Annotated in this window: 30 protein-coding genes; 24 read left to right on the top strand and 6 right to left on the bottom strand. The window is 50.2% G+C overall.

The window, feature by feature from the left end; genetic code table 11:
• Positions 1-57 precede the first annotated feature (57 nt).
• From ssuE to RGU75_RS22725, 7 genes are all read left to right on the top strand, one after another.
• Entirely contained in the window at positions 58-648 is a 591-nt protein-coding gene (gene ssuE / locus RGU75_RS22755; RefSeq protein WP_322239952.1) for an NADPH-dependent FMN reductase, read from the top strand.
• A gap of 164 nt (positions 649-812) precedes the next feature.
• Entirely contained in the window at positions 813-1,817 is a 1,005-nt protein-coding gene (locus RGU75_RS22750; protein ID WP_322239950.1) for a sulfonate ABC transporter substrate-binding protein, read from the top strand.
• Between the two features lie 12 nt (positions 1,818-1,829).
• The gene (locus RGU75_RS22745; RefSeq protein WP_322239948.1) at positions 1,830-2,840 is read left to right on the top strand and encodes a sulfonate ABC transporter substrate-binding protein; all 1,011 of its coding nucleotides are present in this window, start codon (positions 1,830-1,832) and stop codon (positions 2,838-2,840) included.
• A 57-nt stretch (positions 2,841-2,897) separates the two neighbouring features.
• The gene (gene ssuD / locus RGU75_RS22740) at positions 2,898-4,082 is read left to right on the top strand and encodes an FMNH2-dependent alkanesulfonate monooxygenase (protein WP_322239946.1); all 1,185 of its coding nucleotides are present in this window, start codon (positions 2,898-2,900) and stop codon (positions 4,080-4,082) included.
• 119 nt (positions 4,083-4,201) lie between these two features.
• Positions 4,202-5,053, top strand: a complete 852-nt coding sequence (gene ssuC / locus RGU75_RS22735) for an aliphatic sulfonate ABC transporter permease SsuC (protein ID WP_322239944.1) — start codon at positions 4,202-4,204, stop codon at positions 5,051-5,053.
• An 86-nt stretch (positions 5,054-5,139) separates the two neighbouring features.
• Positions 5,140-5,997 (top strand): ATP-binding cassette domain-containing protein, encoded by an 858-nt coding sequence (locus RGU75_RS22730; protein ID WP_322239942.1) that lies wholly within the window; start codon positions 5,140-5,142, stop codon positions 5,995-5,997.
• Positions 5,998-6,054: 57 nt separating this feature from the next.
• Positions 6,055-6,273: a TOBE domain-containing protein gene (locus RGU75_RS22725; protein ID WP_322239940.1), complete on the top strand. Its 219-nt coding sequence runs from the start codon at positions 6,055-6,057 to the stop codon at positions 6,271-6,273.
• A 35-nt stretch (positions 6,274-6,308) separates the two neighbouring features.
• Here the strand turns inward: RGU75_RS22725 and RGU75_RS22720 are convergent, their stop codons facing one another.
• The gene (locus RGU75_RS22720; protein ID WP_322239938.1) at positions 6,309-6,497 is read right to left on the bottom strand and encodes a hypothetical protein; all 189 of its coding nucleotides are present in this window, start codon (positions 6,495-6,497) and stop codon (positions 6,309-6,311) included.
• 266 nt (positions 6,498-6,763) lie between these two features.
• Between RGU75_RS22720 and RGU75_RS22715 the strand changes: the two genes are divergently transcribed.
• From RGU75_RS22715 to RGU75_RS22675, 9 genes are all read left to right on the top strand, one after another.
• Entirely contained in the window at positions 6,764-6,979 is a 216-nt protein-coding gene (locus RGU75_RS22715; protein WP_108442330.1) for a TOBE domain-containing protein, read from the top strand.
• A 28-nt stretch (positions 6,980-7,007) separates the two neighbouring features.
• Positions 7,008-8,000 carry an EAL domain-containing protein gene (locus tag RGU75_RS22710; RefSeq protein ID WP_322239935.1) on the top strand — a complete coding sequence of 331 codons (993 nt, stop codon included), beginning with the start codon at positions 7,008-7,010 and terminating at the stop codon, positions 7,998-8,000.
• Positions 8,001-8,019: 19 nt separating this feature from the next.
• A complete protein-coding gene (locus RGU75_RS22705; protein ID WP_322239933.1) occupies positions 8,020-8,604 on the top strand; it encodes an alpha/beta hydrolase in 585 nt (194 codons plus the stop codon).
• Positions 8,605-8,902: 298 nt separating this feature from the next.
• Positions 8,903-9,778 carry a sulfate ABC transporter permease subunit CysT gene (cysT, locus tag RGU75_RS22700; protein WP_322239931.1) on the top strand — a complete coding sequence of 292 codons (876 nt, stop codon included), beginning with the start codon at positions 8,903-8,905 and terminating at the stop codon, positions 9,776-9,778.
• Between the two features lie 18 nt (positions 9,779-9,796).
• A complete protein-coding gene (cysW, locus tag RGU75_RS22695) occupies positions 9,797-10,774 on the top strand; it encodes a sulfate ABC transporter permease subunit CysW (protein WP_322239929.1) in 978 nt (325 codons plus the stop codon).
• Between the two features lie 39 nt (positions 10,775-10,813).
• A complete protein-coding gene (locus tag RGU75_RS22690) occupies positions 10,814-11,902 on the top strand; it encodes a sulfate ABC transporter ATP-binding protein (protein WP_322239927.1) in 1,089 nt (362 codons plus the stop codon).
• Positions 11,899-12,831, top strand: coding sequence for a CysB family HTH-type transcriptional regulator (locus RGU75_RS22685; protein WP_322239925.1), 933 nt, complete (start codon positions 11,899-11,901; stop codon positions 12,829-12,831). Before RGU75_RS22690 ends, RGU75_RS22685 begins: the two co-directional genes overlap by 4 nt.
• Positions 12,832-13,066: 235 nt before the next feature.
• Entirely contained in the window at positions 13,067-13,714 is a 648-nt protein-coding gene (locus tag RGU75_RS22680) for a 3'-5' exonuclease (RefSeq protein ID WP_322239923.1), read from the top strand.
• A 64-nt stretch (positions 13,715-13,778) separates the two neighbouring features.
• Positions 13,779-14,261 carry a ProQ/FinO family protein gene (locus RGU75_RS22675; protein ID WP_322239921.1) on the top strand — a complete coding sequence of 161 codons (483 nt, stop codon included), beginning with the start codon at positions 13,779-13,781 and terminating at the stop codon, positions 14,259-14,261.
• 142 nt (positions 14,262-14,403) lie between these two features.
• On the opposite strand, the gene RGU75_RS22670 is transcribed toward RGU75_RS22675, so the two are convergent.
• The 3 genes from RGU75_RS22670 to RGU75_RS22660 form a co-directional block, all read right to left on the bottom strand.
• Positions 14,404-15,051 (bottom strand): DsbA family oxidoreductase, encoded by a 648-nt coding sequence (locus RGU75_RS22670; protein ID WP_322239919.1) that lies wholly within the window; start codon positions 15,049-15,051, stop codon positions 14,404-14,406.
• 304 nt (positions 15,052-15,355) lie between these two features.
• Positions 15,356-15,685: a type II toxin-antitoxin system RelE/ParE family toxin gene (locus tag RGU75_RS22665; RefSeq protein ID WP_322239917.1), complete on the bottom strand. Its 330-nt coding sequence runs from the start codon at positions 15,683-15,685 to the stop codon at positions 15,356-15,358.
• Between the two features lie 6 nt (positions 15,686-15,691).
• A complete protein-coding gene (locus RGU75_RS22660) occupies positions 15,692-15,889 on the bottom strand; it encodes a hypothetical protein (protein ID WP_322239915.1) in 198 nt (65 codons plus the stop codon).
• A gap of 111 nt (positions 15,890-16,000) precedes the next feature.
• Between RGU75_RS22660 and RGU75_RS22655 the strand changes: the two genes are divergently transcribed.
• Positions 16,001-16,153 (top strand): hypothetical protein, encoded by a 153-nt coding sequence (locus RGU75_RS22655; protein ID WP_322239913.1) that lies wholly within the window; start codon positions 16,001-16,003, stop codon positions 16,151-16,153.
• 84 nt (positions 16,154-16,237) lie between these two features.
• Here RGU75_RS22655 and RGU75_RS22650 read toward each other — a convergent pair whose 3' ends face one another.
• Positions 16,238-16,756 (bottom strand): DUF1439 domain-containing protein, encoded by a 519-nt coding sequence (locus RGU75_RS22650; protein WP_322239911.1) that lies wholly within the window; start codon positions 16,754-16,756, stop codon positions 16,238-16,240.
• Here RGU75_RS22650 and RGU75_RS22645 point away from each other — a divergent pair.
• Positions 16,755-16,886 (top strand): hypothetical protein, encoded by a 132-nt coding sequence (locus RGU75_RS22645; protein WP_322239910.1) that lies wholly within the window; start codon positions 16,755-16,757, stop codon positions 16,884-16,886. The genes RGU75_RS22650 and RGU75_RS22645 overlap by 2 nt on opposite strands.
• A gap of 193 nt (positions 16,887-17,079) precedes the next feature.
• Here RGU75_RS22645 and RGU75_RS22640 read toward each other — a convergent pair whose 3' ends face one another.
• The gene (locus tag RGU75_RS22640; RefSeq protein ID WP_322239908.1) at positions 17,080-17,238 is read right to left on the bottom strand and encodes a hypothetical protein; all 159 of its coding nucleotides are present in this window, start codon (positions 17,236-17,238) and stop codon (positions 17,080-17,082) included.
• Here RGU75_RS22640 and mnmH point away from each other — a divergent pair.
• The 6 genes from mnmH to phnE all read left to right on the top strand — a co-directional run bounded on the left by mnmH (position 17,237) and on the right by phnE (position 23,162).
• On the top strand, positions 17,237-18,349 hold the full coding sequence (gene mnmH / locus RGU75_RS22635; protein ID WP_322239906.1) for a tRNA 2-selenouridine(34) synthase MnmH: 1,113 nt from the start codon (positions 17,237-17,239) through the stop codon (positions 18,347-18,349). The two genes, RGU75_RS22640 and mnmH, sit on opposite strands and share 2 nt — an antisense overlap.
• A 60-nt stretch (positions 18,350-18,409) precedes the next feature.
• Entirely contained in the window at positions 18,410-19,516 is a 1,107-nt protein-coding gene (gene selD, locus RGU75_RS22630; RefSeq protein WP_322239904.1) for a selenide, water dikinase SelD, read from the top strand.
• Positions 19,517-19,633: 117 nt separating this feature from the next.
• Positions 19,634-20,512, top strand: coding sequence for a putative selenate ABC transporter substrate-binding protein (locus RGU75_RS22625; protein WP_322239902.1), 879 nt, complete (start codon positions 19,634-19,636; stop codon positions 20,510-20,512).
• A 60-nt stretch (positions 20,513-20,572) separates the two neighbouring features.
• Positions 20,573-21,457, top strand: coding sequence for a phosphonate ABC transporter ATP-binding protein (locus RGU75_RS22620; protein WP_322239900.1), 885 nt, complete (start codon positions 20,573-20,575; stop codon positions 21,455-21,457).
• Positions 21,458-21,465: 8 nt separating this feature from the next.
• A complete protein-coding gene (locus tag RGU75_RS22615) occupies positions 21,466-22,332 on the top strand; it encodes an ABC transporter permease (RefSeq protein ID WP_322239898.1) in 867 nt (288 codons plus the stop codon).
• Positions 22,329-23,162, top strand: a complete 834-nt coding sequence (gene phnE, locus RGU75_RS22610; RefSeq protein WP_322239896.1) for a phosphonate ABC transporter, permease protein PhnE — start codon at positions 22,329-22,331, stop codon at positions 23,160-23,162. Before RGU75_RS22615 ends, phnE begins: the two co-directional genes overlap by 4 nt.
• The last annotated feature ends 101 nt before the right edge of the window (positions 23,163-23,263 follow it).

Here is a 23,263-nt window from a genome sequence, read left to right as displayed (position 1 = left end):
CAGGTCTGCCGCTTTTTCCTCTTGTTTTAGAGCATCGTTTAAAAAGTACGATTAAAAATGACTATCTTGTTATTGGCCGGTAGCCCCTCGGCACCTTCTCGCTCGACCCGGGTTTTGCATCACATTGGAGAGAAACTGGCATTGTTGGGACATCGGTATACCAAGCTAGATGTGCGGGATTTGCCGGGCGATGCGGTAATGCGCGCCGATTTTGGAAATCTGGCAATTCAAACCGCATTGACACAAGTCGCAGCCGCTACTGCGGTGGTGGTTTCAACGCCTGTGTACAAGGCGGCTTACAGCGGTGCATTAAAGGCATTTTTGGATTTGTTGCCGCAATTCGGGTTGCAAGACAAGTTGGTGTTGCCTTTGGCCACGGGCGGCGGTCAGTCACATATGCTGGCTTTGGATTATGCGTTACGTCCGGTCTTGTCATCGCTGGGTCCACGGCACGTATTGCAAAGTATTTATGCGACAGAAGCACAGGTCGGTTGGTCGGAAGAGGGAGGTCTGGTGCTGGCAGAAGAAATCGTCAGTCGAATTAACGAGGGTGTTGATCAGTTGTCTAACAGCCTGCTGGCGCTGCATGCATTAAACGGGAACCGCTTCACCTCCATTCCATTTTCTCAAATTCGATGTAGCGTTTAAACTACGTGACGGTTATGAGGGCAGAAGTTTCCCAGAAGATGCCTTCGCCCAACCTAATTAACATGGACATTATTTTCCTGACCGTATCGTACGGCGATGCTTATAAGCACGCGTGATCGTGGTGGGGAGCGGTTTTTTTAAAAATTGATATTTCAGGATGCGTTATGAACGAATTCAAGCAAAAAACACTTACGCGTCGTCATGCGCTGGCAATGTTATCTGCCGCCGGAGCCGGAGTTCTCACCAGTTTTGTTCCGCAATTTGCACTTGCACAGGACAAGAAAGCCAATCAAGGTCTACTGCGGATCGGGTATCAGAAAGCAGCTAGCACACTCGTATTATTGAAAGCGCACGGGACGTTGGAAAAACGTCTGGCGCCGCTGGGTATCGAGGTTAAATGGGCGGAGTTTTCAGCCGGTCCGCAATTGTTGGAGGCTTTGAACGTCGGCTCGGTCGATTTTGGTTATGTCGGTGAAGCCCCGCCGATTATCGCGCAGGCGGCAGGTGCCGATTTTGTGTATAGCGGCTATGAAATTCCAACACCATTAGCAGAAAGTATATTGGTCCAGCAACATTCACCGATCAAAACCGTCACGGAATTAAAAGGTAAAAAAATTGCCTTTAATAAAGGATCGGACGTGCACTGGCTAGTCATTAGTTTATTGAAAAAAGCCGGTATTACTTATTCAGAATTTCAGCCCATCTACCTTGCACCTGCGGATGCACGTGCAGCATTTGAGCGTGGTGCGGTTGACGCGTGGGCTATTTGGGATCCGTTTCAGACTGCTGCCATCAAGCAACTAAACGCCCGGGGTTTAGCCAGCGGTGCAGGCGTGGTTAGTCATCATCAGTTCTTTTTGAGCGCACGAAAATACGCAGAAAAAAATCCAGCGATCATTAGTGCCATCCTTGAAGAAGCGGGCAAAGAAGGACAATGGATACGCGCTAATTTGAAAGATGCGGCGGTACAACTAGCGCCGATTCAAGGATTGGATAAGGATGTTATTGAAATCGGTTTGAAAAATTACGCGCATATTTACAAGCCTATCGATAGCAAAGTACTCGATGAACAACAGAAGATTGCCGATACTTTTTTCGAACTGAAGCTGATTCCTAAAAAAATCTCGACGCGTGATGCGATGCTGGCTACTCCGTCGCCGAAGGGTTAGATGAAAACGACCATGAAAAAATCCGTTATTCATCGGCGCTTCGACTATTCCGCATCTTTTAACGTGTTGCGCGCTTTTGCTTTGTTCGCGATTTTGTCGTTCTTTGGTACGTCGGCAATGGCGGCGGTGGATAAAAAAGACCCAGAGCAAATTCGTATCGGATTTCAAAAAAGTGCTGTCAACCTGGTGATTTTGAAGCAGCGTAATATTCTGGAGCAGCGCTTTAAGAACAGCAAAATTGTCTGGCTCGAATTTCCAGCCGGCCCGCAATTGCTGGAAGCGTTATCAGTTGGTAGCCTGGACTTCGGTTTGACTGGTGACAGTCCGCCTGTCTTTGCACAAGCTGCCAATAAAGACTTGCTCTATGTCGGCGCAGAGCCGCCAAAACCAGAAAGCTCGGCCATTATTGTGCCGTCCAACTCCACCATTAAGACGTTGGCGGATTTGAAAGGTAAAAAAATCGCTCTACAAAAGGGTTCCAGTGCACATTTTCTTTTGGTGCAAGCCGTAAAAAAAGCGGGCTTAGCGTGGACGGATATTCAGCCGATTTATCTCGCGCCAGCGGACGCACGTGCAGCATTTGAACGCGGCAGTGTGGACGCGTGGTCTATTTGGGACCCTTATTATGGTGCTGCCGAATTGGCGCTGAAGCCGCGCGTACTGACTACCGGCAATGGCCTGACGAATAATAATTCTTTCTATCTGGCATCGCGTTCCTTTACCCAAAGTTATCCGAATACTGTATTGCGCTTATTGGATGAGCTGACGAAAGCAGATCAGTACGTGCAAGCAAATCGAAAAGAAGTAGCGCAACTTATTTCTGATCTAAGTGGTTTGAATCTGGCGACGGTTCATCTGTTTTTGGCACGGCGGCCCGGACCATCGCCGACCACGGTGTTGCATGCAGCCATGGTGACAGATCAACAGCGTGTCGCAGACAGTTTTAAAGAAATTGGCCTCATACCTAAGGCGATCAAAGTTGCCGATATCGTTTGGCAGCCGCCTGTGCTGCGCCCGCGATAGCTAAATAAAGTAACAAATCTCATCAATTTGATTCACATTTTTAATACGGAATCTGCAATGAATGTTTTCTGGTTTATCCCAACGCATGGCGACAGTCGCTATTTAGGCACCTCGCAAGGTGCTCGCCCGGTTAATTACGACTATATGAAACAGGTCGCTGTGGCTGCCGATACGCTTGGCTATGACGGCGTGTTGTTGCCGACTGGACGTTCGTGCGAAGACGCATGGGTGGTTGCATCCAGTCTTATCGGTGCAACCCAAAAGCTCAAATTTCTAGTTGCCATTCGCCCCGGTCTCAGCAGTCCAGGTTTGGCGGTTCGGATGGCTTCGACATTTGACCGGCTGTCCAATGGGCGGCTTCTGATAAATGTCGTGACGGGTGGCGATCAAGGTGAATTGGAAGCTGATGGGGTATTTGCCGAACATAGCGAACGGTACGAAATTTCGGACGAATTTCTGCGTGTCTGGCGTGCCACGATGGCTGGCGAGGGCGGCGCTGCCGGTTACAGTTTTAGCGGAAAACATATCACCGTAAAAGGCGCAAAAACGCTTTATCCACCAATCCAGAAACCTTATCCTCCACTGTATTTTGGCGGATCGTCGGGACCCGCGCATGAACTGGCGGCCGAACAGGTTGACGTTTATCTGACGTGGGGTGAACCACCGGCAGCGGTAGCCGAAAAAATCGCCGATATGCGCGCCCGAGCAGCTAAATATGGGCGCACCGTTCGGTTTGGTATTCGCTTGCATGTGATTGTGCGTGAGACCAATGAAGCCGCCTGGAAAGCCGCTGAAGAGTTAATTAGCTATGTCGACGACGATATTATTGCGCGGGCGCAGGCCGCGTTTTCGAAGATGGACTCAGAAGGTCAGCGCCGTATGGCGGCCTTGCATGGTGGCAAGCGCGACAAGCTGGAAGTATCACCCAATTTATGGGCTGGTGTCGGGCTGGTTCGCGGCGGTGCAGGAACAGCGCTGGTGGGTGACGCTGCCATAGTGGTAGAGCGGATGAAAGAGTATGAAGCACTTGGGATCGATACGTTTATCTTGTCCGGTTACCCGCATCTCGAAGAATCATATCGCTTTGCTGAACTCGTTTTTCCATTGTTGGGCAAGGGTCATGCCGCTGATGGTGCGCATTCCTTAAGTGGTCCGTTTGGTGAAGTGATGGCAAACAATATATTGCCCCAGGCGGTAGCTGACCAAGAAACGGCCACCCTTACAGCAACTAGTGTTGATTAACTACTGCGGGCAATGTGATCGAACAAAAAAGGATTATCAGGTCTCCCACGACAGGTAATCAGCACTATTTTATGAGCACTAAGCAGCACCCCACATCCGTTGGATGGAAGGATATCACTATGAGTACCGTTGTTGGCCCATCAGCCGCACCAAGATTCACCGCTTCTCCCATCAGTCCAAAGCAGAAGAGAGCTGTTCCGAGCGCCCGCTCGACTGCGTGGCGTGCGGGACTTCTACCTTGGTTAGTCCCTTTGCTACTTATCGCCGGCTGGGAATTGGCAGCTCGGGTTGGCTGGCTTTCGAGTCGTATCTTGCCGGAGCCTTTTGCAGTAGGCCGTGCGGCATGGTCGCTGACGTTGTCAGGTGAACTTTGGAAGCACGTATCGGTGAGTGCATGGCGAGCGATTTCTGGCTTTGTCGTGGGTGGTGGTTGTGGGTTGTTGCTGGGTTTGCTAACCGGAACGTTCAAGAATGCTGAAACACTGTTGGATACGACGATTCAGATGATTCGTAATATTCCTGCTCTAGCGCTGATTCCATTGGTCATTCTGTGGTTTGGGATTGATGAATCGTCGAAATTGTTTTTGGTATCAATTGGCGTATTTTTTCCTATCTATTTGAATACTTTTCATGGTATTCGCTCGGTCGATAAAGGATTGATCGAGATGGCTAAAAGTTATGGCCTATCCGGCTGGCCGTTATATCGGGATGTGATCTTACCGGGGGCATTACCCTCGATTTTGGTCGGCGTACGATTTTCTCTAGGCTTGGTGTGGGTGCTGTTGATTGTCGCAGAAACGATTTCTGCACAAGCGGGAATCGGTTACATGACGATGAATGCACGTGAATTTTTACAGACCGATGTCGTATTGGTAGGGATTCTTTTGTACGCGTTACTAGGCAAATTGGCTGACATGCTGGCACGTGGCTTAGAACGCTATTGGTTGCGGTGGCATCCGGGCTATCAGTGAAATGTCAAACCTGATTTCTGATGCCACTTAACCCGCTGCGTTGAAATAAAACTGGCAGAAACATTTACCAAAAAACGGATATGAATATGCAAATTGACTCTGTTGAAAACGCTCACGTCAAAGCCGTGGTGGACCATTCCATCACGCCACGCCGTGGCATTAGCATCGCCATTCAGTCGGTGTCTAAATCCTACGCGGGACGCGATGTGTTGAAATCACTGGATGTTGAGATCGGTGCTGGCGAATTCGTGGCCATTGTAGGTCGTAGTGGTTGCGGAAAAAGTACGTTATTACGATTGATAGCCGGACTGGAAACCGAGAGCGCTGGCGAGATTCAGTTTGGAGTGGAAGCCGATCTTAAACAAGCGCCCGAAATTCGGATTATGTTCCAGGACTCGCGCCTGCTTCCGTGGAAAAAAGTATTAAACAACGTCGCATTAGGTTTGCCATCCAGATCATCTGCCGTGATAGCGGGTAAAGCATTACGTCAGGTCGGATTAGAAGATCGCGCCAACGAATGGCCGGCAGTATTATCCGGCGGTCAGCGTCAGCGCGTAGCCCTCGCAAGAGCGTTGGTGCATAACCCAGCGCTGTTATTGCTGGATGAACCGTTAGGCGCGCTCGATGCCTTAACCAGAATTGAAATGCAGCAACTGATCGAATCACTATGGCAGACCAGCGGCTTCACTGCAGTATTAGTCACGCATGATGTGCAAGAGGCCATTGCGCTTGCCGACCGCGTGCTCCTAATTGAAGAGGGCGAAATAACTCTAGACGAACGCATCGATTTACCCCGCCCAAGGACACGCGGGAATCTGATATTTGCACAACTGGAAGAAAAAATTCTAGCGCGCGTATTAAAACATCCGGCGCCAGAAATTGACAAGACACTAGGTGATATTTCCCTCCATCGCACAGTAAGCCAAGTGAGCTGGGCAATCTAGGCTAAACCGTATTCTCACGCAACATTCCATCCGTATTTTTAAAATTCAGGAGAAGTCATGAGTATTCAAGCAATCAATGTCCGCAATCAATTCAGAGGAAAAATTATCAGCATCGTTGAAGACGAGGTCCTCTCGGGCCTAGATATCGAAACCCCGATAGGCATCGTATCGTCCGTCATCACAACCCGCTCAGTAAAAGACCTCGGACTAGTAATCGGGTCAGAAGTCGTGGCACTAATTAAAGCCACCGAAGTATCCATTGGAAAATTGTCCTAGTTGTTACTAATCTGTAGAAACACAGACCTATATAGTCAATGCCAAGAATTTCCAGCCAGAATCAAACGGTAGTTTGTAGTTTGTAGTTGTAGTTGCAGTTGCAGTTGCAGTTGCAGTTGCAGTTGCAGTTGCAGTTGCAGTTGCAGTTGCCTTTGTCCTTGACCTACCCCGTCATTGGCGCTGCCAAGTATTTCAGCTGTCAGTCGGGAATTATTGGAAGACATGTTTGAGCCTAGCGAGTTGGTCTTTCAATCCGACTGGCGGCTGAAATGCTTGGGAACCCGAAGGGCAGCGGCTCTGTGGTCGCCTTTTCTTTGGTTACTTTCTTTTGGTGGGGAGGGGCGCCTAGCCAAGCAAAAGAAAGTAACTAGCTGTCGGGCCACCCCCGACTAGCGTCCACGGAGCAGTAGCCGTACTGGTTAGCAAAGAACGAAGAACGAAGAAACCAATTGCACCACTTAATCAAACGAAATTAATTTAAGGAAACATCATGTCCATCCAAGCCATCAACGTACGCAATCAATTCAAAGGCCGCATCAAAGCCATCATTGAAGGCACAGTAGTCTCCGAAATCGATGTCGAAACACCTGCCGGCATTGTCACCTCAGTGATCACCACGCGCTCGGTAAAAGATCTCGGACTAGTCATTGGAACCGAAGTAGTCGCACTGGTGAAGGCCACCGAAGTATCCATCGCCAAGATCTAATATTTTAAGATTTCAACCTGGGTAATCCATGTTATTTCCTACTTTGGACAAATACCTGGCTCGCCTGCATGACAATTCGGTCCACAACGGGCGAGCTTCAGTGCAGTCAGGCCAGTCTCCATCAATAAGCGTAAACCGGACACATCGCGTCTGGCTTGATGCTGATGGTCGCGTGCAGGGAAGTTATTTCAACACCGCTCTCACCAGTGTCTTTCAGCCGATACGTCAGATAGCAGTTGGCCCGGAACTAGAAGTCACTAATTCAAACAAGCACGTCAATGAGATTATCGGCTACGAAGGTTTCGCGCATAGTTACTCTCCCAATGACAACGGATTGTACCTATGGAAACTACTCGATCATGCTGCCAGCGACGACGAGTCGATTGAACTTGATCGCCTATGTCGCATGCTGCATTCGATCAACTTTTACCGTCAATCTCCGGAAGGCGACCCGCGTGTTCACCTGACCCAAAATACCGCTCTCTATCTCAGTGTGCACGCACGCCTGTTAGCGGCAGTCGATAGTAATCATGGAACGGCGTTCCGTCGAATTTTGAAATTGTTGGGATTACCGCATGAAAATATTGTTCTGCAATTACCAAAGATTACACCCACGCAAAGCTGGTTATTAAACTATGTGATGGATAATTATCGCCGCAATCAATTTCGTCTGGCAATCAATGCCGATACCGTAGCAGAGGCGCATAGTCTGCTTGAGCGCGTAAGACCTGACGTCCTAAAAATTGATGGGCGCGGAGTAATAAACGATGATGCGACCCGACGTTTGCTGGATCTTACTCAGCAACGCGGGATTCAGATTATTTTTAAACGTCTCGAAAAATTACGTGATTTTGAAAGTGTACAAAAACTGGCGCAACAGGCATTTGTTGCAAATGGCGCGCGCATTTCGGCACAAGGGTTCTTCTGGGATCTGCCGCAGGCTTCATTGGATGCATTTTCAACGACTCAGCGCGCGGACAAATTCGCCACAGCATCAACGTTGAATGGTGTCCCTCATTAAAAGGGCTAACTCCTTAACTATGCCTAACTTATCGTTGAAGCGCTCACTGTCTGATTTTTGGGTATTGATCGTGCCTGGATTAAATAACAGCGGGCCCCAGCATTGGCAATCCCGCTGGGAACGCCTATACCCTGCATTTGAACGGATCGAACAGAAGTATTGGGATCAACCTGATTTGGCGATTTGGTCGCAACGTCTGCGGGATGTATTGGCGAAAAAAGCGGCGCTGAACAAACCGCTTAAGCCAATATTATTAATTGCGCATAGTTTTGGTTGTCTGACGACGGTTCATAGCGCGCTGGCTGAAGGTCCGCTGGTGAAAGAGCTGATTGCAGGGGCTTTGCTTGTTGCGCCCGCTGATCCAGAAAAATTTGAGGTGAGTGCGGGATTGGGAGCAAGTTTGCCCTTTCCGGCGACTGTAGTCGGGAGTCTGAATGATCCCTGGATGGAGGCCAGCGAAACGGTTAAGTGGGCGAAACTGTGGGGCGCAGAGTATGTCGATGTTGGTGCGCTGGGTCATATTAATGCCGATTCTCAGCTAGGCGACTGGCAGGTTGGACAAGCCGTGCTGGCGCGGTTGGTGCAGACGGTGAGAGCGAATTAATACCATTTCCGACCGATCACGGACAGCGCGTCAGGGCATCATAATGCATCTTGTAGTTTTGCTTGGCTAATCCACAGCCATTAAATATAGGTTGTTATAAGTGCCACAGTATCGACCTTAACGCTTCCAAGACGTTAAATACGTCCCCTTCGTTGTTCTTTCTTTAATGGCGTCATGACGTCCTCGGCCTGCTTATGCGGAATCAATCTATCTACATGCAAAAAAGTTCGTTCTCTTTATAACAATCAGATGCGATTATCGACCTTCGTTAGCTGTATTTGTAATAAGGGAATTTTTTATGCTTGGTCAGGCCGCTTTATCGACACCGCATTCGGTGAAGTCTGCAACCCCATTTAGGGTTATGCCGGGATTTCGTTTGTCGCTCGGCTTCACACTATTTTACTTAGCGTTGATTGTGTTGATTCCGCTATCGGCGGTGTTTCTCAAGACCTTCACCATGACGTGGGCCGATTTTGTCATTGCGGTGACGTCCCCTCGCGTGATGGCGTCGTATCGGTTGACGTTTGGGGTGTCGTTGCTGGCCGCGTTGCTGAACGTTGTGTTCGGTGGCATCGTTGCCTGGGTCTTGGTACGGTATACATTTCCGGGCAAGAAGCTGATTGATGCGTTGGTCGATTTGCCGTTTGCATTGCCAACTGCGGTTGCCGGTATTGCGCTGACGGCGTTGTATTCGGCTAACGGCTGGTTTGGGCGCTATCTGGAACCGTTAGGGATTAAGGTCGCTTTCACGCCATTAGGGATATTGGTAGCGTTGACCTTTATTGGTTTGCCGTTTGTGGTGCGCACGGTGCAGCCAGTACTGGAAGATGCGGAGCGGGAGTTGGAGGAGGCCGCCGCCAGCCTTGGTGCCAGTAACTGGCAAACTTTTTCCCGCGTTATTTTTCCTACCGTTCTACCTGCGTTGATGACTGGCTTTGCGTTGGCTTTCGCGCGTGCTACGGGCGAATACGGATCTGTCATTTTTATCGCTGGCAACATGCCGATGGTCTCCGAAATCACGCCCTTGTTTATCATCACAAAGTTGGAACAGTACGACTATACGGGGGCTACCGCAATTGCCGTAGTGATGCTTACTGCGTCATTTTTGATGCTGTTGACGATTAATATTTTGCAAGCCTGGACCCGCAAGCGGGGTCAGTCGGAAAAAGTTTAACAGAAAGTTTTAGCCGCTATGAGTGCCGTTCCATCAAATGACAATCTCACTTTGACCGCATCGCCAACTGCGTCCTTGAGCAAAGGTGCGGTTACATTGCACGCCAAAGGTGAGCCAATTCATGTGCCGCACGCAACGCAAGAGCCGTTCTGGGTGCGGACATTGCTGATCACAGTGGCGCTATTATTTTTGACGTTTTTCTTAGTCGTTCCGCTGGTGTCGGTGTTTGTTGAGGCCTTTAAAAAAGGATGGGAGGCTTATATTGCCGCCATCATAGAACCGGATGCAGTCAGCGCCATTAAGCTGACTTTATTGACGGCGGTGATTGCTGTGCCGCTAAATCTGGTATTTGGCGTCTCCGCATCGTGGGTCATCGCCAAGTTTGATTTTCGCGGCAAGAATATCCTGCTGACGCTGATCGATTTGCCATTTTCAGTATCGCCAGTGATATCTGGTTTGATTTATGTATTGTTGTTTGGCGCGCAAGGTTGGTTTGGACCATGGTTGCGCGAGCATGACATCAAAATTTTGTTCGCGGTGCCTGGCATCGTGCTGGCGACCGTATTCGTGACTTTCCCCTTCGTTGCACGAGAGTTGATTCCGCTGATGCAGGCGCAGGGCAGTGAGGAAGAAGAGGCCGCGCTGGTATTGGGCGCATCGGGCTGGAAGACTTTTTGGTACATCACGTTACCAAACATCAAATGGGGTCTGTTGTACGGCGTGATTCTCTGTAACGCCCGGGCGATGGGAGAGTTTGGCGCAGTGTCTGTGGTGTCCGGTCATATCCGTGGCGAAACCAACACCATTCCTTTGCAAGTCGAAATTTTGTATAACGAATATAACTTTCAGGCAGCGTTCGCCGTGGCTTCATTGCTAGCATTTCTGGCATTGGTAACGCTGGCGCTCAAGTCGTTTATTGAATGGCGTTTGCGTGATGAAATTGGCGGTGAAAAGTCTACCAGCGTATCGGTCCAACCCGCAGTTGCATCGCTGTAAATAAAACGCAAACGCAGACGCGACCATCAGGAGAATGTCATGGGCATTGAAGTAACGAATATCAATAAAAAGTTTGGTCAATTCACCGCACTGAATGACGTCTCTCTCCATTTTCCTACGGGAGAGTTGACTGCCTTGTTGGGACCATCCGGCTGCGGAAAGACCACGCTTCTGCGGATTATTGCCGGGCTTGAAGGACAGGATTCCGGACGCGTTTTATTGGATGGCGAGGATGCTTCGTCGCGCCATGTGCGCGAACGTCAGGTTGGTTTCGTGTTTCAGCATTACGCGTTATTCAAGCATATGACGGTGTTCGAAAATATCGCCTTTGGCCTTCGTGTCAAACCACGGGCGCAGCGGCCTTCCGAAAGTGTGATCCGCGAAAAAGTCACAAAACTACTCGAATTAGTGCAACTGGATTGGTTGGCGGATCGTTTTCCCCCGCAATTGTCAGGCGGTCAGCGTCAACGGATTGCCTTGGCACGCGCTCTGGCGGTTGAGCCGCGGGTGTTGTTGCTGGACGAGCCTTTTGGTGCGCTGGATGCCAAGGTGCGTAAAGAGTTGCGCCGTTGGTTGCGGCGTCTACATGATGAATTGCATGTGACCAGTATTTTTGTGACCCACGATCAGGAAGAGGCGCTGGAAGTGGCCGATCAGATCGTGCTGATGAACAAAGGGCAGGTGGAACAAATCGGTTCACCGCAAGAGGTCTACGAACATCCTGCCTCGCCGTTTGTGTATGGCTTTTTGGGTAACGTCAACCTGTTCCATGGCCGCATCAACCAAGGTGTGCTGGATACCGGTGGAGTGCGTTTCGATGCACCGAATCATGCGGAGGCAGAAGATGTCGCCGGAATCGGCTATGTTCGGCCTCATGATCTTGATATTGACCGCTACACGACGGGGGCAGAAGGCATTGTGGTACAGCTGAAACGGGCGCACGCGATTGGGCCATTGGCGCAATTAGAGTTGGAACGCGATGACAACGCAGGGCTGATCGAAGCAGTTATTTCCTCAGATCGCTTCAAGCGGCTTGATTTAAAAGAGGGTGAAATATTAGTGGTACGTCCGCGTCGTTTGCACGTCTTTGCGGACCAACCATCTCACAACAACCAGGATGCAAGATGAATTTTCAACAATTAAGATCGATCCGGGAGGCGGCACGTTGCGGCTTCAACTTGACGGAAGTCGCTAACGTTCTGTTCACCTCACAACCTGGCGTCAGTCGCCAGATTCGTGAACTGGAAGAAGAGCTGGGCGTCGATATTTTTGTACGCAATGGCAAGCGATTGATCGGGTTGACCGATCCCGGTAAAGGTATTTTGCAGATCGTCGAAAAGCTCTTGCAAGAAGCTGAGAATCTTCGTCAGGCCAGCAAGGAATACTCGGGTGAAACGACCGGCACTCTGACCATTGCCGCAACTCATACGCAGGCGCGCTACGCATTACCACGCGTGGTGCAAGGCTTTCGTGCGCGTTTTCCTGACGTACGCATTGCGTTGCAACAAAGTTCACCGGAGCACATTGCGGATTGGGTCATTTCAGGCAAAGCTGACGTGGGCATTGCGACGGAAGGTTTGTCACAATTTAAGGAACTGATTTCTTTCCCATGTTACGAGTGGAGTCACGTGGTCGTGGTGCCACAACATCATCCCTTATTATTGGTTGAGCGCCCAATCAGTCTTAGCGATCTGGCGGCATATCCATTGATTACTTACGATGTGGGTTTTACCGGAAGGGGACATATTGACGCGGCGTTCCGTGCCGCTGGAATTAATCCCGACATTGTGTTGACGGCTATGGATTCCGATGTGATCCAGCAATATGTGTCGTTGGAGTTGGGCGTTGGGATTGTGGCTGCCATGGCGTCCGAACATACCCGTCAAAACGGGTTGCAAACTTTGGAAGTGTTACATTTATTTGCATCTAATGTGACGCGGCTAGCGGTCCGACGCGGCGCTTATTTGCGGTCATACACGATGGATTTTATTTTGCAGTTCGCGCCACAATTAAAGCGGGCGGATATTATCGAGGCGCTACAAGCTGAGACGCATTGATTAGGCGAATATATAAATGCTGAGTGGTAAGGTGTGGTTGGGGTTAATCGGCCACACCAAGATGTGGGTATTCGTTAGTTAAAAAGTAATTTTTTTGCTGTATATTTCTATTTTGATAATTTAATTTTATTCATGCGTCTGCTTGTGCGGTCACTATTGCAAGGGCGCTTCGGCGGTGTTCGATAACGTCGGACGTATAATTGAACCAAGTAAACTAAAACTAGAAATTTTACGCATGTCAAATGATGATGCATTAACGATTAACCCGATGACAGAAGACGGTGCAGCGTTGCTTGCTGTACTTCCTGTTCTGCCTGTCTACGAAGGAATTGTTCTTTCGGACGTGCGGGTTATTCAGTCTTCAGCAGACGCGGTGCAAGCACTTGCCGTGATGATGGCGACTGATGTGATCGGATTTGATACTGAGTCCAAACCGACCTTTAATAAGGGCGAGTTGTCAGATGGACCACATTTGATTCAGTTGGCCGCAAACGACGTTGTTTTCTTATTTCCGATAGGCCGCGGCGGTGTGCCTCCCTCTTTTCGGGCAGCGTTGAAAGCCATACTTGAATCGCCTGAAATAATGAAGGTAGGATTTGGGCTGAGAGATGATGTTAAGCGTTTGCAGCAAAAGTTGGGAATAGAGTCGGCTCATACGCTGGATTTATCCCGTGCATTGCGGCAAGATGGCCGCAATGATGTTGGTGCTAAAAGTGCGGTGGCGCGATTTTTTGGTCAGCGTTTAAGAAAATCCAAGAAGACGTCTACCAGTAATTGGGCCAATTCACCTCTTACCGAGCGCCAGATTTTGTATGCTGCTGATGACGCCCAGGTTGCCCTACGGATATATCGACTGTGGCAAAAAGCAGCTGAAATCGATTGAAAGTGCTTCTCCGTGATATGCTTCTCCGCTTGAAATTATAAATGTCTTTTTGCTTTCAGAAAATATGCCAAGTCCTACTTCAAGTCCAGTTCCTAGTGTTTCCCCTGATCCAGTTGTTCCTGCCACGCTTGCTCCGGCCCAAAATGCCCGTATTTTGCTCAAGGAATTGCAAGAAAAATTCGCTGCTTTTCGCGAATATATGCCGTTGGCGATTGGTATCGACAAGCAACTGATCGCACGTTGTCCTGAACTCAATCGCAAGGTAATGCGGATGGCATTGGGGATGCACGTGAATTCATTGCGTTATCTCAAAGGGATGGAAAAAGCGACGGTTAGATTTGATCTGGACGGCAAACCTTCAGACGACGTAACGGACGTCCATCGGACGCATGCTTCCGAGATTTTGCGGGAGCGTTTCAAGAAAAATGCTGATCACCGCAAAGCCCAGCGCGTCGCAGAAGAAGCGGCTCGTGTAGCTGAGGCCGAAGCGCTTGCACGCGCCGAAAAGCTAAACCAGTTGACCGCGAAGTTTTCACGCAAGGGCTGATTGCTTCTGTTGTTTGGTTGAACGAATGCCAGTCAGATGGAACGTTCCCATGCCTTAACGGTGCTCATCACGATGTCAGATGTGGCACCGATTCGGACAACCATCCCAGGCCATTAACGTGACGGTATGTAAAAACGTGACGTCACCCGGCAACAGCGATCTCTCGCAATACGCGCTCGAATTCGTCCGTCGGTTGGCCTCCTTGAATCAAGAAGCGCTCATTGATAATGACGGCCGGTACGGAGTGGATGCCATTATCAAGATAGAGTCGTTCTTGCGCTTGGACCTCTGTCGCAAACGTATCGGACGATAGAATCTCTCTGGCTTTATCGCCATCCAATCCCACTGTTTCCGCCAGCGCTATCAAAACCTGATGGTCGCCTGGATTTTTGCCATCGGTAAAATACGCGGTGAATAAGGCACGCTTAAGCGCCATTTGCTTATTTTCCAACTCGGCCCAGTGTAGTAAGCGATGCGCGTCGAAAGTGTTATAGATACGGCTCCGTTTATCCGTGTTAAAAACAAAACCACCTTGTGCGCCGCGCTCGCGGATCATGTTACCGATTTGCTCGCGCTGTTCTGGCGTCGAGCCGTACTTTTCGGCTAGGTGTTCATTGATATCCTGACCTTCCGCTGGCATTTTCGGATTCAGTTCAAAAGGTTGAAAATGGATGTCGACAGCGATTTCATCCCCTATCCTGGTGATCGCTTCTTGCAAAGAATTCAACCCGATCACGCACCACGGGCATGAAACGTCGGAAACAAAATCTATCTTTATTGGTGTTGTCATTTGATATCTCTTCATTTGGTAAGTAACGTGCTGTACCCGTTTTCTTTGCGGGTGCGTTAATTATGAATTAATTCGGCCGCGCCCGCTTTTTCCGGTGGGTTTTGTGCTCCCTTTTCATTGCTTTGCCGAGGTAGCAAAATGGCGTTGGTACGCGGTCTTGCGGGCTGGCACGCGATTAATCAGAATTCATCAACGATGCGACAGAGTCCATTGTTTGCGCTAAAGGGCGTATTAACGTTCTGCAAGTGATGTAGTGGAGAATTTTGCGATCGCCAAAACGCGCCTATGAGCGTCCTTGTTTGGATTAGCTGCCGCGTTTGACTTGTTCGAACAGCGACGGCGTAACATTCCGACGTTCGTGATCTGCGGCGAGGACACGCAAAACATCGCCGTCCTCAATATAAAACAGGCGAAATGGGAATCGATGCGGCGACCAAGTGCGGATTTCGGCTACGGAAAGCAGATAGGCAAAGCGCAGAGAGCCTACGTCGGGATTCTCGGCGAGAAACCGGCATGCATCCCGGAACTCGTCGCGAAAGCGGCCAGGGATGGCAGGCGATGCTTCCTTGACGTAGTAACGCACCACGTCCTTGACTTCCAATTTGGCAAATGGGGTGATTTCGAGGCGAATCAAGGGCGGTTAGTGTTGAGAGACGATAGCGTCGAGTTCGGCAAAAAATGCGTCGTCTATAGGAAGCGCTGGACCGCTCGACATTCCTTCCAGCATCAAGGTAAGCACGCGCCGGTCTTCCTCGTTTCGCGGACCGTAGCTTTCCGGTACGTCAGGAATGGGATCGAGTTCGACCGGATTAATGGTCGTAAGATTGAATGCCTGCATGCATTTGTTTATACGGCCAGCCGGCAGAAAATCAAACCGCAGTCGGAATGCGTGTATGTGTTTACTGAGAGGTGACGCGACCCCAATCCCAATTTAGCCCATTTCAGCAATATGGTTAGAGACAGCGATACGACGTCAGCGCTAAATATTGCTGATACCGAAACGTTGCTGCGGTTTGCATTGACGTCAGCTCAGATGCTGGCGCGCATTGCGGAGCTGCGCATCGACAAGCTAGGTGACGGCGCTAGCAAGCTGACGGAATAATGGCGTAGACACAGGAGTTTTGCAGAATACCGGACTCCGCAAGACATCAAATTATTTCCTATAGGCGTCACTTTGCAGGCTGCGTTAGGTTTCTCTAACCTGTACAACGAGGCTGTCGGATTGCATGGTGATAGCGCCAGGTTCAAATGTTTTTTGCCCGATCCGCAATTCGTCCGGTTTGAACGTGTAAATGGGATAATTGTTCAGAATCTGTTCTGCCACGACTGCGCCGATGGCGTTGAGTTGTTGCTCATATTGCGCACCGATACCACCTACGTTCACGTTATCAACGCGTGGTGCATCTAGCCGTATGGCTTTGGTTGGCGCATCATATTTAAGGCGACTACTGAGTGTGATGGTGCCGGTTACGGGTGCAACCAGCAAAAAATTGCTTGTGACTTTCAAATTCAGTAACGTAATAATGCGATTCTCTGCCACGTTCATCGTCAAGTGTGGCTTGCTTAGATAGACTTCAAATACTTGTGCGTATTGTAACGTTTTCGGGAATTGTTGCTCGATAGCCCTTTGCAAAATAGGTAAAGGCAAGGTGTATTCATTCGTCCATACGTTATAGGCGGCGTTTGCTTTTTGCGAGACGGTCATGCCGATCACTGTTCCGGTTCCGGCGATAGCGGTTGTCACCATTATTTTTATCAAGTTACGTCGCTTTACTTGCATGTGGTTGTCGCTTTCTGGTGGTGGCACAAAATGGGGCGCGGGCGTCTCGGTTTAATGTGACTAGTGTAATAGACATGCTGAGTGGTCGCGTTGTTCCGGGGGCGCGTCATTTCCTTATTTGATTGACCACTATCAGGTGATTTCTCCCGAGCACGTGCGCTGGGAAACTGTATACTGCGTGCACCAAGCAAGTGGTGCAAAGGAAACGGATAACGTCTCTATACTGGGAGTCTGCAGGATTGGGCCCTTTAGAATGCCCCTTTGCTATGACGCTGATGTACGAGCTGCCTTGATGGCTGATGTAAGAGTTGATGTAATAGCTTATTTTTTTGATATTTTTGTCCAGAGCCAGACCATGCCAGATAATCGCCGCCCAAGAACGTTACTTCGTAAAAAATTCGCAGCATGAAGTATCCAGCCCTTCTCCCGTTTGCAGATATCCTGCCGCAATTAAATGATTTTGATGCGATTATTGACGCGCGAAGCCCGTCCGAATTTGCCGAAGACCATATTCCTGGAGCCATAAATTGCCCCGTCCTGGATGACGCGCAAAGGGTGCGCGTCGGTACCATGTATAAACAGGTGAATACCTTTGAAGCCAAAAAGTTAGGCGCGATGCTGATTGCCAGAAATATTGCTGATCATATCGAGGCTTTGTTCATTGATAAACCGAAGGATTGGAAGCCGCTGATTTATTGCTGGCGTGGCGGTAACAGAAGTGGGGCAATGTCTCACATATTGGCAAAAATCGGTTGGCCGGTGATTCAACTGGACGGTGGATACAAAGAATACCGTCGGCACGTGAGTGCGACCTTGGCTGAACACGCTGCGCGTTTGTCTTATACCGTGGTGTGCGGACCAACAGGAAGCGGTAAAAGCCGCTTATTGCAGGTCTTGGCTGCGCAAGGTGCACAGGTTCTTGATCTGGAACAACTTGCCGCGCATCGTGGCTCCGTTCTGGGAAATTTGCCGACGACACCGCAACCATCGCAAAAAGCGTTTGAAAGTAGCATATGGAATCTGCTGCGCCATTTTGATCCGGCGCTTCCGGTGTTCGTTGAGTCGGAAAGCAAAAAAGTCGGTAATTTGCGCGTTCCGGATGCCTTAATGGAAAAAATACGCGGATCGCGTTGCATTGCACTTGGGCTAGCGCAGGCAGACCGGGTTAAGTTGCTGATGGATGACTATTTGCATTTTGTGGCCGATCCTGCTTTATTGAACACGCAGCTTAGTTGCCTGACTGCGTTACATGGCCGCGAGACGATTGATCGTTGGCAAAAAATGGCGGTCGATGGTGATATGCAAGAACTGGTCGAGGAATTATTGGTGAGGCATTATGATCCGGCTTATTTGCAGTCGATCAAACGTAACTTCGATCAGTTCGGGGAGGCGCATGTGCTGGAGTTGCCGGATATTTCCGATGAAGCATTTTTAAGCGCGGCGCAAACGCTGCACCGGGCCACCCGATTGCTTGGGCCATTACGATACTTTGCGAGCAAAAAAATTAAGCATCAATAGCTAAAATTGGTGCAAATAATGTTTTTTTTAAAAAGATAGACAACTTACTGCAGGATTACTATGAACGAGAATATCGTAGATAGCGCTGTTCCAGGCCTTCCGTCCGCTGCTTTACTGACGATTAAGCCGAGCATCAAACTCACTTCTTTCTCTCACGGTGGCGGTTGTGGTTGTAAGATTGCGCCGGGCGTCCTCGCCGCGATACTGAAAAACTCAACTGGCTTTGCGGTGCCGAAAGAGCTAATGGTCGGGATCGAAACCGCCGATGATGCCGCCGTCTATAAATTGAATGACGAACAAGCGCTGATCGCCACCACCGATTTTTTTATGCCAATAGTCGACGATCCTTACGATTTTGGACGTATCGCCGCTACCAACGCGATTTCTGATGTATATGCGATGGGTGGCACACCCATCATGGCGTTGGCATTGGTCGGTATGCCGATCGATAAGTTGCCGATTGAAGTGATCGGCAGAATTCTCAAGGGTGGTGAATCAATTTGTGCTGAAGCCGGTATCCCGATTGCTGGTGGACATACGATTGATTCGGTCGAACCGATATATGGTCTGGTGGTGCTCGGTCTGGTGCATCCCTCGAAGGTCAAGCGCAATGCGGGTGCCAAAGCGGGCGACAAGATTATTTTAGGCAAACCGATTGGCGTCGGCATTCTGTCGGCAGCGCTGAAAAAAGACGCATTGGATGCGCAGGGCTACGCGGCGTTGATAGAGAACACCACCAAGCTTAATAAGCCGGGCAAACTGCTGTCCGAACTAGACGGTGTCCACGCACTGACTGATGTGACCGGTTTTGGTTTGTTGGGCCACTTGCTGGAATTGGCACGTGCCGCCAAGCTGACTGCGACGCTGAACATGCATCAGATTCCGTTGTTGCCGGACGTGCAGCAATTGGCAGAGCGGGGCTATATCACGGGCGCATCGGGACGTAACTGGGATGGTTATGGTCACGAAGTCATGTTAGGGCATGGCATTAGTGCCGTGCAAAAAGCACTATTATCAGATCCGCAAACATCGGGTGGATTGCTGGTTTCTTGTGCGCCGGATGCGGTTGATGCGGTGTTGAAACTCTTTCAGCGTGAAGGGTTTGGCGATGCCGCTGTCGTGGGCGAGATGCAAGCGGGAGTTGCTGGCATTCATGTATTGGCCTGAGAGCATTTCCTGAATGTTCGGGCTAAGTAAGGTGCACTAAAGTTACAACGTTCACCCAGCAATTGTCCTGAAAACGTATTTAATCGATTAATCAATCAAATAAATTAAGGCCGCACCATGATTCGACTTTCTTCTTTGCCGAATATGAAAACGCTATTCGCAACCGTGGCAGCAGTGATTTCTCTGAGCGCTACAGGGTTGGTCTCTGCGCAGCAGGTTTTACGTGTGTCGGCGATTCCTGACGAAGCACCGACCGAATTGCAGCGCAAATTTAAACCGCTCGGGGCTTATCTGGAGAAGAAACTGAACATGAAAGTTGAGTTCACTCCGGTAACGGACTACGCGGCGTCGGTCGAAGGTTTGATTAATAATAAACTCGATATGGTCTGGTTTGGCGGTTTCACCTTTGTGCAGGCAAATGCCCGCAGTGCCGGCAAAGTGATTCCTATCGTACAGCGTGAAGAGGATCAAAAATTTCAGTCCGTATTTGTGACCACGAATAAGTCGATCACCAAACTGGAGGATTTGAAGGGTAAGAATTTCACCTTCGGTTCAGAGTCGTCGACGTCTGGTCATTTGATGCCGCGCTTCTATTTGCTTGCTGCACATATCAATCCTGATGTTGATATGAAGCGCATTGCCTTTTCTGGCGCTCACGATGCCACTGTTGCTGCGGTCGCTGGTGGAAAAGTCGATGCAGGTGCGTTAAATATTTCAGTATGGGAAAAGCTGGTTTCGGAAGGTAAGGTCGACCCAAAAGTGGTCCGTGTGTTTTATACCACGCCGGGATATTACGACTATAACTGGAGTGTGCGTTCGGACATGAATCCGGTAGTACGTCAAAAATTGACCGATGCGTTTTTGGCGTTGAATAAAGATAATCCACAAGATAAAGAAATTCTGGATTTGCAGCGCACTACACGTTTTATACCAACCAAAGTGGAGAATTACACTTCTATCGAATCTGCTGCTCGCAACGCAGGTTTGCTGAAGTAAAAAAAGCCAAGCTGTCATCGTAGGACTGCATTTTAATTTTTCCGGTTTAATTCTTTCAGTATGATACTGTCCTTCACCAACCTGTCCGTCCGTCACCCAAGCGCCACCGATGCTGCGTTGGCTTTGCGTGACTTGAATTTGTCCATTGATCAGGGTGAACAAATCGCGCTGATCGGACCGTCCGGTGCGGGTAAGACGACGTTGCTGCATACGTTAGCATGTGCACTGCAACCGGATGAGGGTGGTTTTACATTGTTTGGCCATGATCCATGGCGCTTAAGCAGCGCCGCCCGTCACGCCATGCGCACCCGACTTTTTTTGGCACCCCAAACACCACCATTGCCGCCGCGCCAACGCGTGGTAAGTGCGGTATTAGCGGGATTGTTGCCGCAATGGAGTGTGTGGCAAGCGATCCGGTCATTAGTGAAGCCGGTCGACCCAGTTGCTGCGTTCAACGCTCTGGCGCGCGTCAATCTCCAGGATAAATTATATGCCCGCGTTGACCGCTTGTCGGGCGGGGAGCGGCAACGTTGTGGGGTCGCGCGGCTGCTCATTAGTCGTGCTGATTTTTTTTTGGTCGATGAGCCGCTATCCGCGTTAGATCCTACTCTGTCGTTGCAAACACTGGCGGTACTCCAGCAGGAAGCCACTGCGCGTGGTGCAACGCTGCTATGTAGTCTGCATCAGGTGGCATTGGCGCGTGCGCATTTTCCGCGGATTATCGGTCTGCGAGATGGGCGTATCGTATTCGACGCCGCACGCGATGAGGTGACCGATGCGATGATTGACGCGCTGTATCAGAGCCAGGGACAGAGCCGTGGAGTCGGCAATGATATCCAGAGCGCCACGGGAGCCGATCCCGATATGGATTCGGCGCAGCGGGATCATCAGTCGCCACCGGCTGTGCCAGCGCCGATACCGGCCGCCCTCACTCCACGTTGTTGAGGCAGGTCATGCGCACACCACCAGCTATCGCGATCCAGCCCAAACGCGATCATCATCTTGAGCAATACCGAGATCCCGCCTGGCGTGGTCGGGTCGTGGTCACGATCATTGCTCTTTTGCTGTTGTGGCCAATGTTGCAGCTCAGCGAATTTAAGCCGTGGACCTTGTTTGACACGCAAAGCTTAAGCGCAACGGGGAAATTTCTGGCGAGTTTTGTACCACCCGCACACTCGTTATCGTTTTTAAAAATGGTTGCGGCCGCGACGTGGGAAACCGTCGCCATGGCAACCGTTGGTATGACTTTGGCGATGGTGGTGGCAATACCGATGACGATAGTGGTCACGTCACACTTATCCCTTTCGCGCATAGGTACGGGGCGCATGGGTTGGCTGGCGCAGTCAGTCCGACAAATCGTCCGTTGGTTGCTGGTGTTGTTACGCAGCGTGCCTGAACTGGTATGGGCGTTATTGTTGGTGCGGATTGTTGGTCTGGGACCGACCGCTGGCGTGATCGCGATTGCGCTGACGTATTGCGGAATGCTAGGAAAAGTCTACGCAGAAATCCTTGAGTCATCCGATTCGCACGCATCCGATACCTTGCTTAAAAACGGTAGTGGACGGCTGGCCGCACTATTGTATGGTGCGCTACCAGAGTCGGCGGCCGAGCTCGTGAGCTATACCGTTTATCGTTGGGAATGTGCGATACGTGGCTCCGTGGTGATGGGTTTCGTCGGTGCTGGTGGTCTCGGCCAGCGGATGGATGAATCGATGAAAATGATGGCCGGTGCGGAGTTGTCGACGATGTTGCTGGTGTTTGTGTTGTTGGTCGCAGGCGCTGACGCGGTGAGCAAAATGTTGCGCGGGAGGCTTGAATGAGAAGGGCGACGCACAACTCTGACGCTTCTCCCGTGTCTGCGCTCGATCGCTTGCCGCAAGCACCGCGCTGGCGTTTTTCGACGGTGGCGTTGTTGTGCGGTTTATTCGCGCTGGTCGTTGCGAGCTTTCTGTCTCTTTCCTTAACGTGGAGCGCCTTTTTTACACAAGAAGCGGTGCGGACGACGTTTGAGTTTTTGCATGGTTTTGCACCGCCGGAATTATCTACGCCATTTTTGCTTAAGATTGCGGTAGGTATGGCAGAAACGCTGTCAATGTCAGCCCTCGGTACGATTCTGGCGGCGATTGTCGGTGTCGCGCTTGGTTTGGTGGCGAGCGGCCGTTTCGGTGGTACTGCGCGCGCCGCAACCCGTACACTGTTGAACGTCTTGCGGGCAATTCCCGAACTAGTGTGGGCGTCGATTCTTTTAATTTCGGCAGGATTAGGACCATTTGCCGGTACGCTGGCGCTGGCGGCGCATACTTCAGGCGTCCTTGGTCGCCTGTTTGCCGATGCGTATGAAAATACGTCGTCGCTGCCCGAGGCCACTTTGCGCATCAACGGCGTGCGAGCTATCCCAGCATTTTTGTACGCAACGATGCCGCAAACCTTGCCGCAAATGATGTCATATACGCTGTACCGATGGGAAAATAATATTCGGGCGGCGGCTATATTGGGTGTTGTGGGCGCGGGCGGTTTAGGCCAAATGTTGAAATATCATCTGTCGCTGTTTCAGATGCCGCAAGCGGCTAGCGTGATTGTTGCCATGCTAGCGATGGTCGCCACTGTCGATGGACTCAGTTTTATGCTACGGCGAGCCATGACGCGATAACGCAATTGCGCCATGGTTGCAGCGGTTGAAACTGCCGTTTGAGGTCAGGAAGAATGGGTCATTTCGCTTCTCAAGTAACTTTATAAGTCACTTTTAGACGC

The organism is Glaciimonas sp. CA11.2 (assembly GCF_034314045.1).
Lineage (GTDB): Bacteria > Pseudomonadota > Gammaproteobacteria > Burkholderiales > Burkholderiaceae_D > Glaciimonas.
The sequence above is the reverse complement of the archived record's forward strand: the minus strand, read 5'-3'. Positions and strand labels throughout refer to the sequence as shown.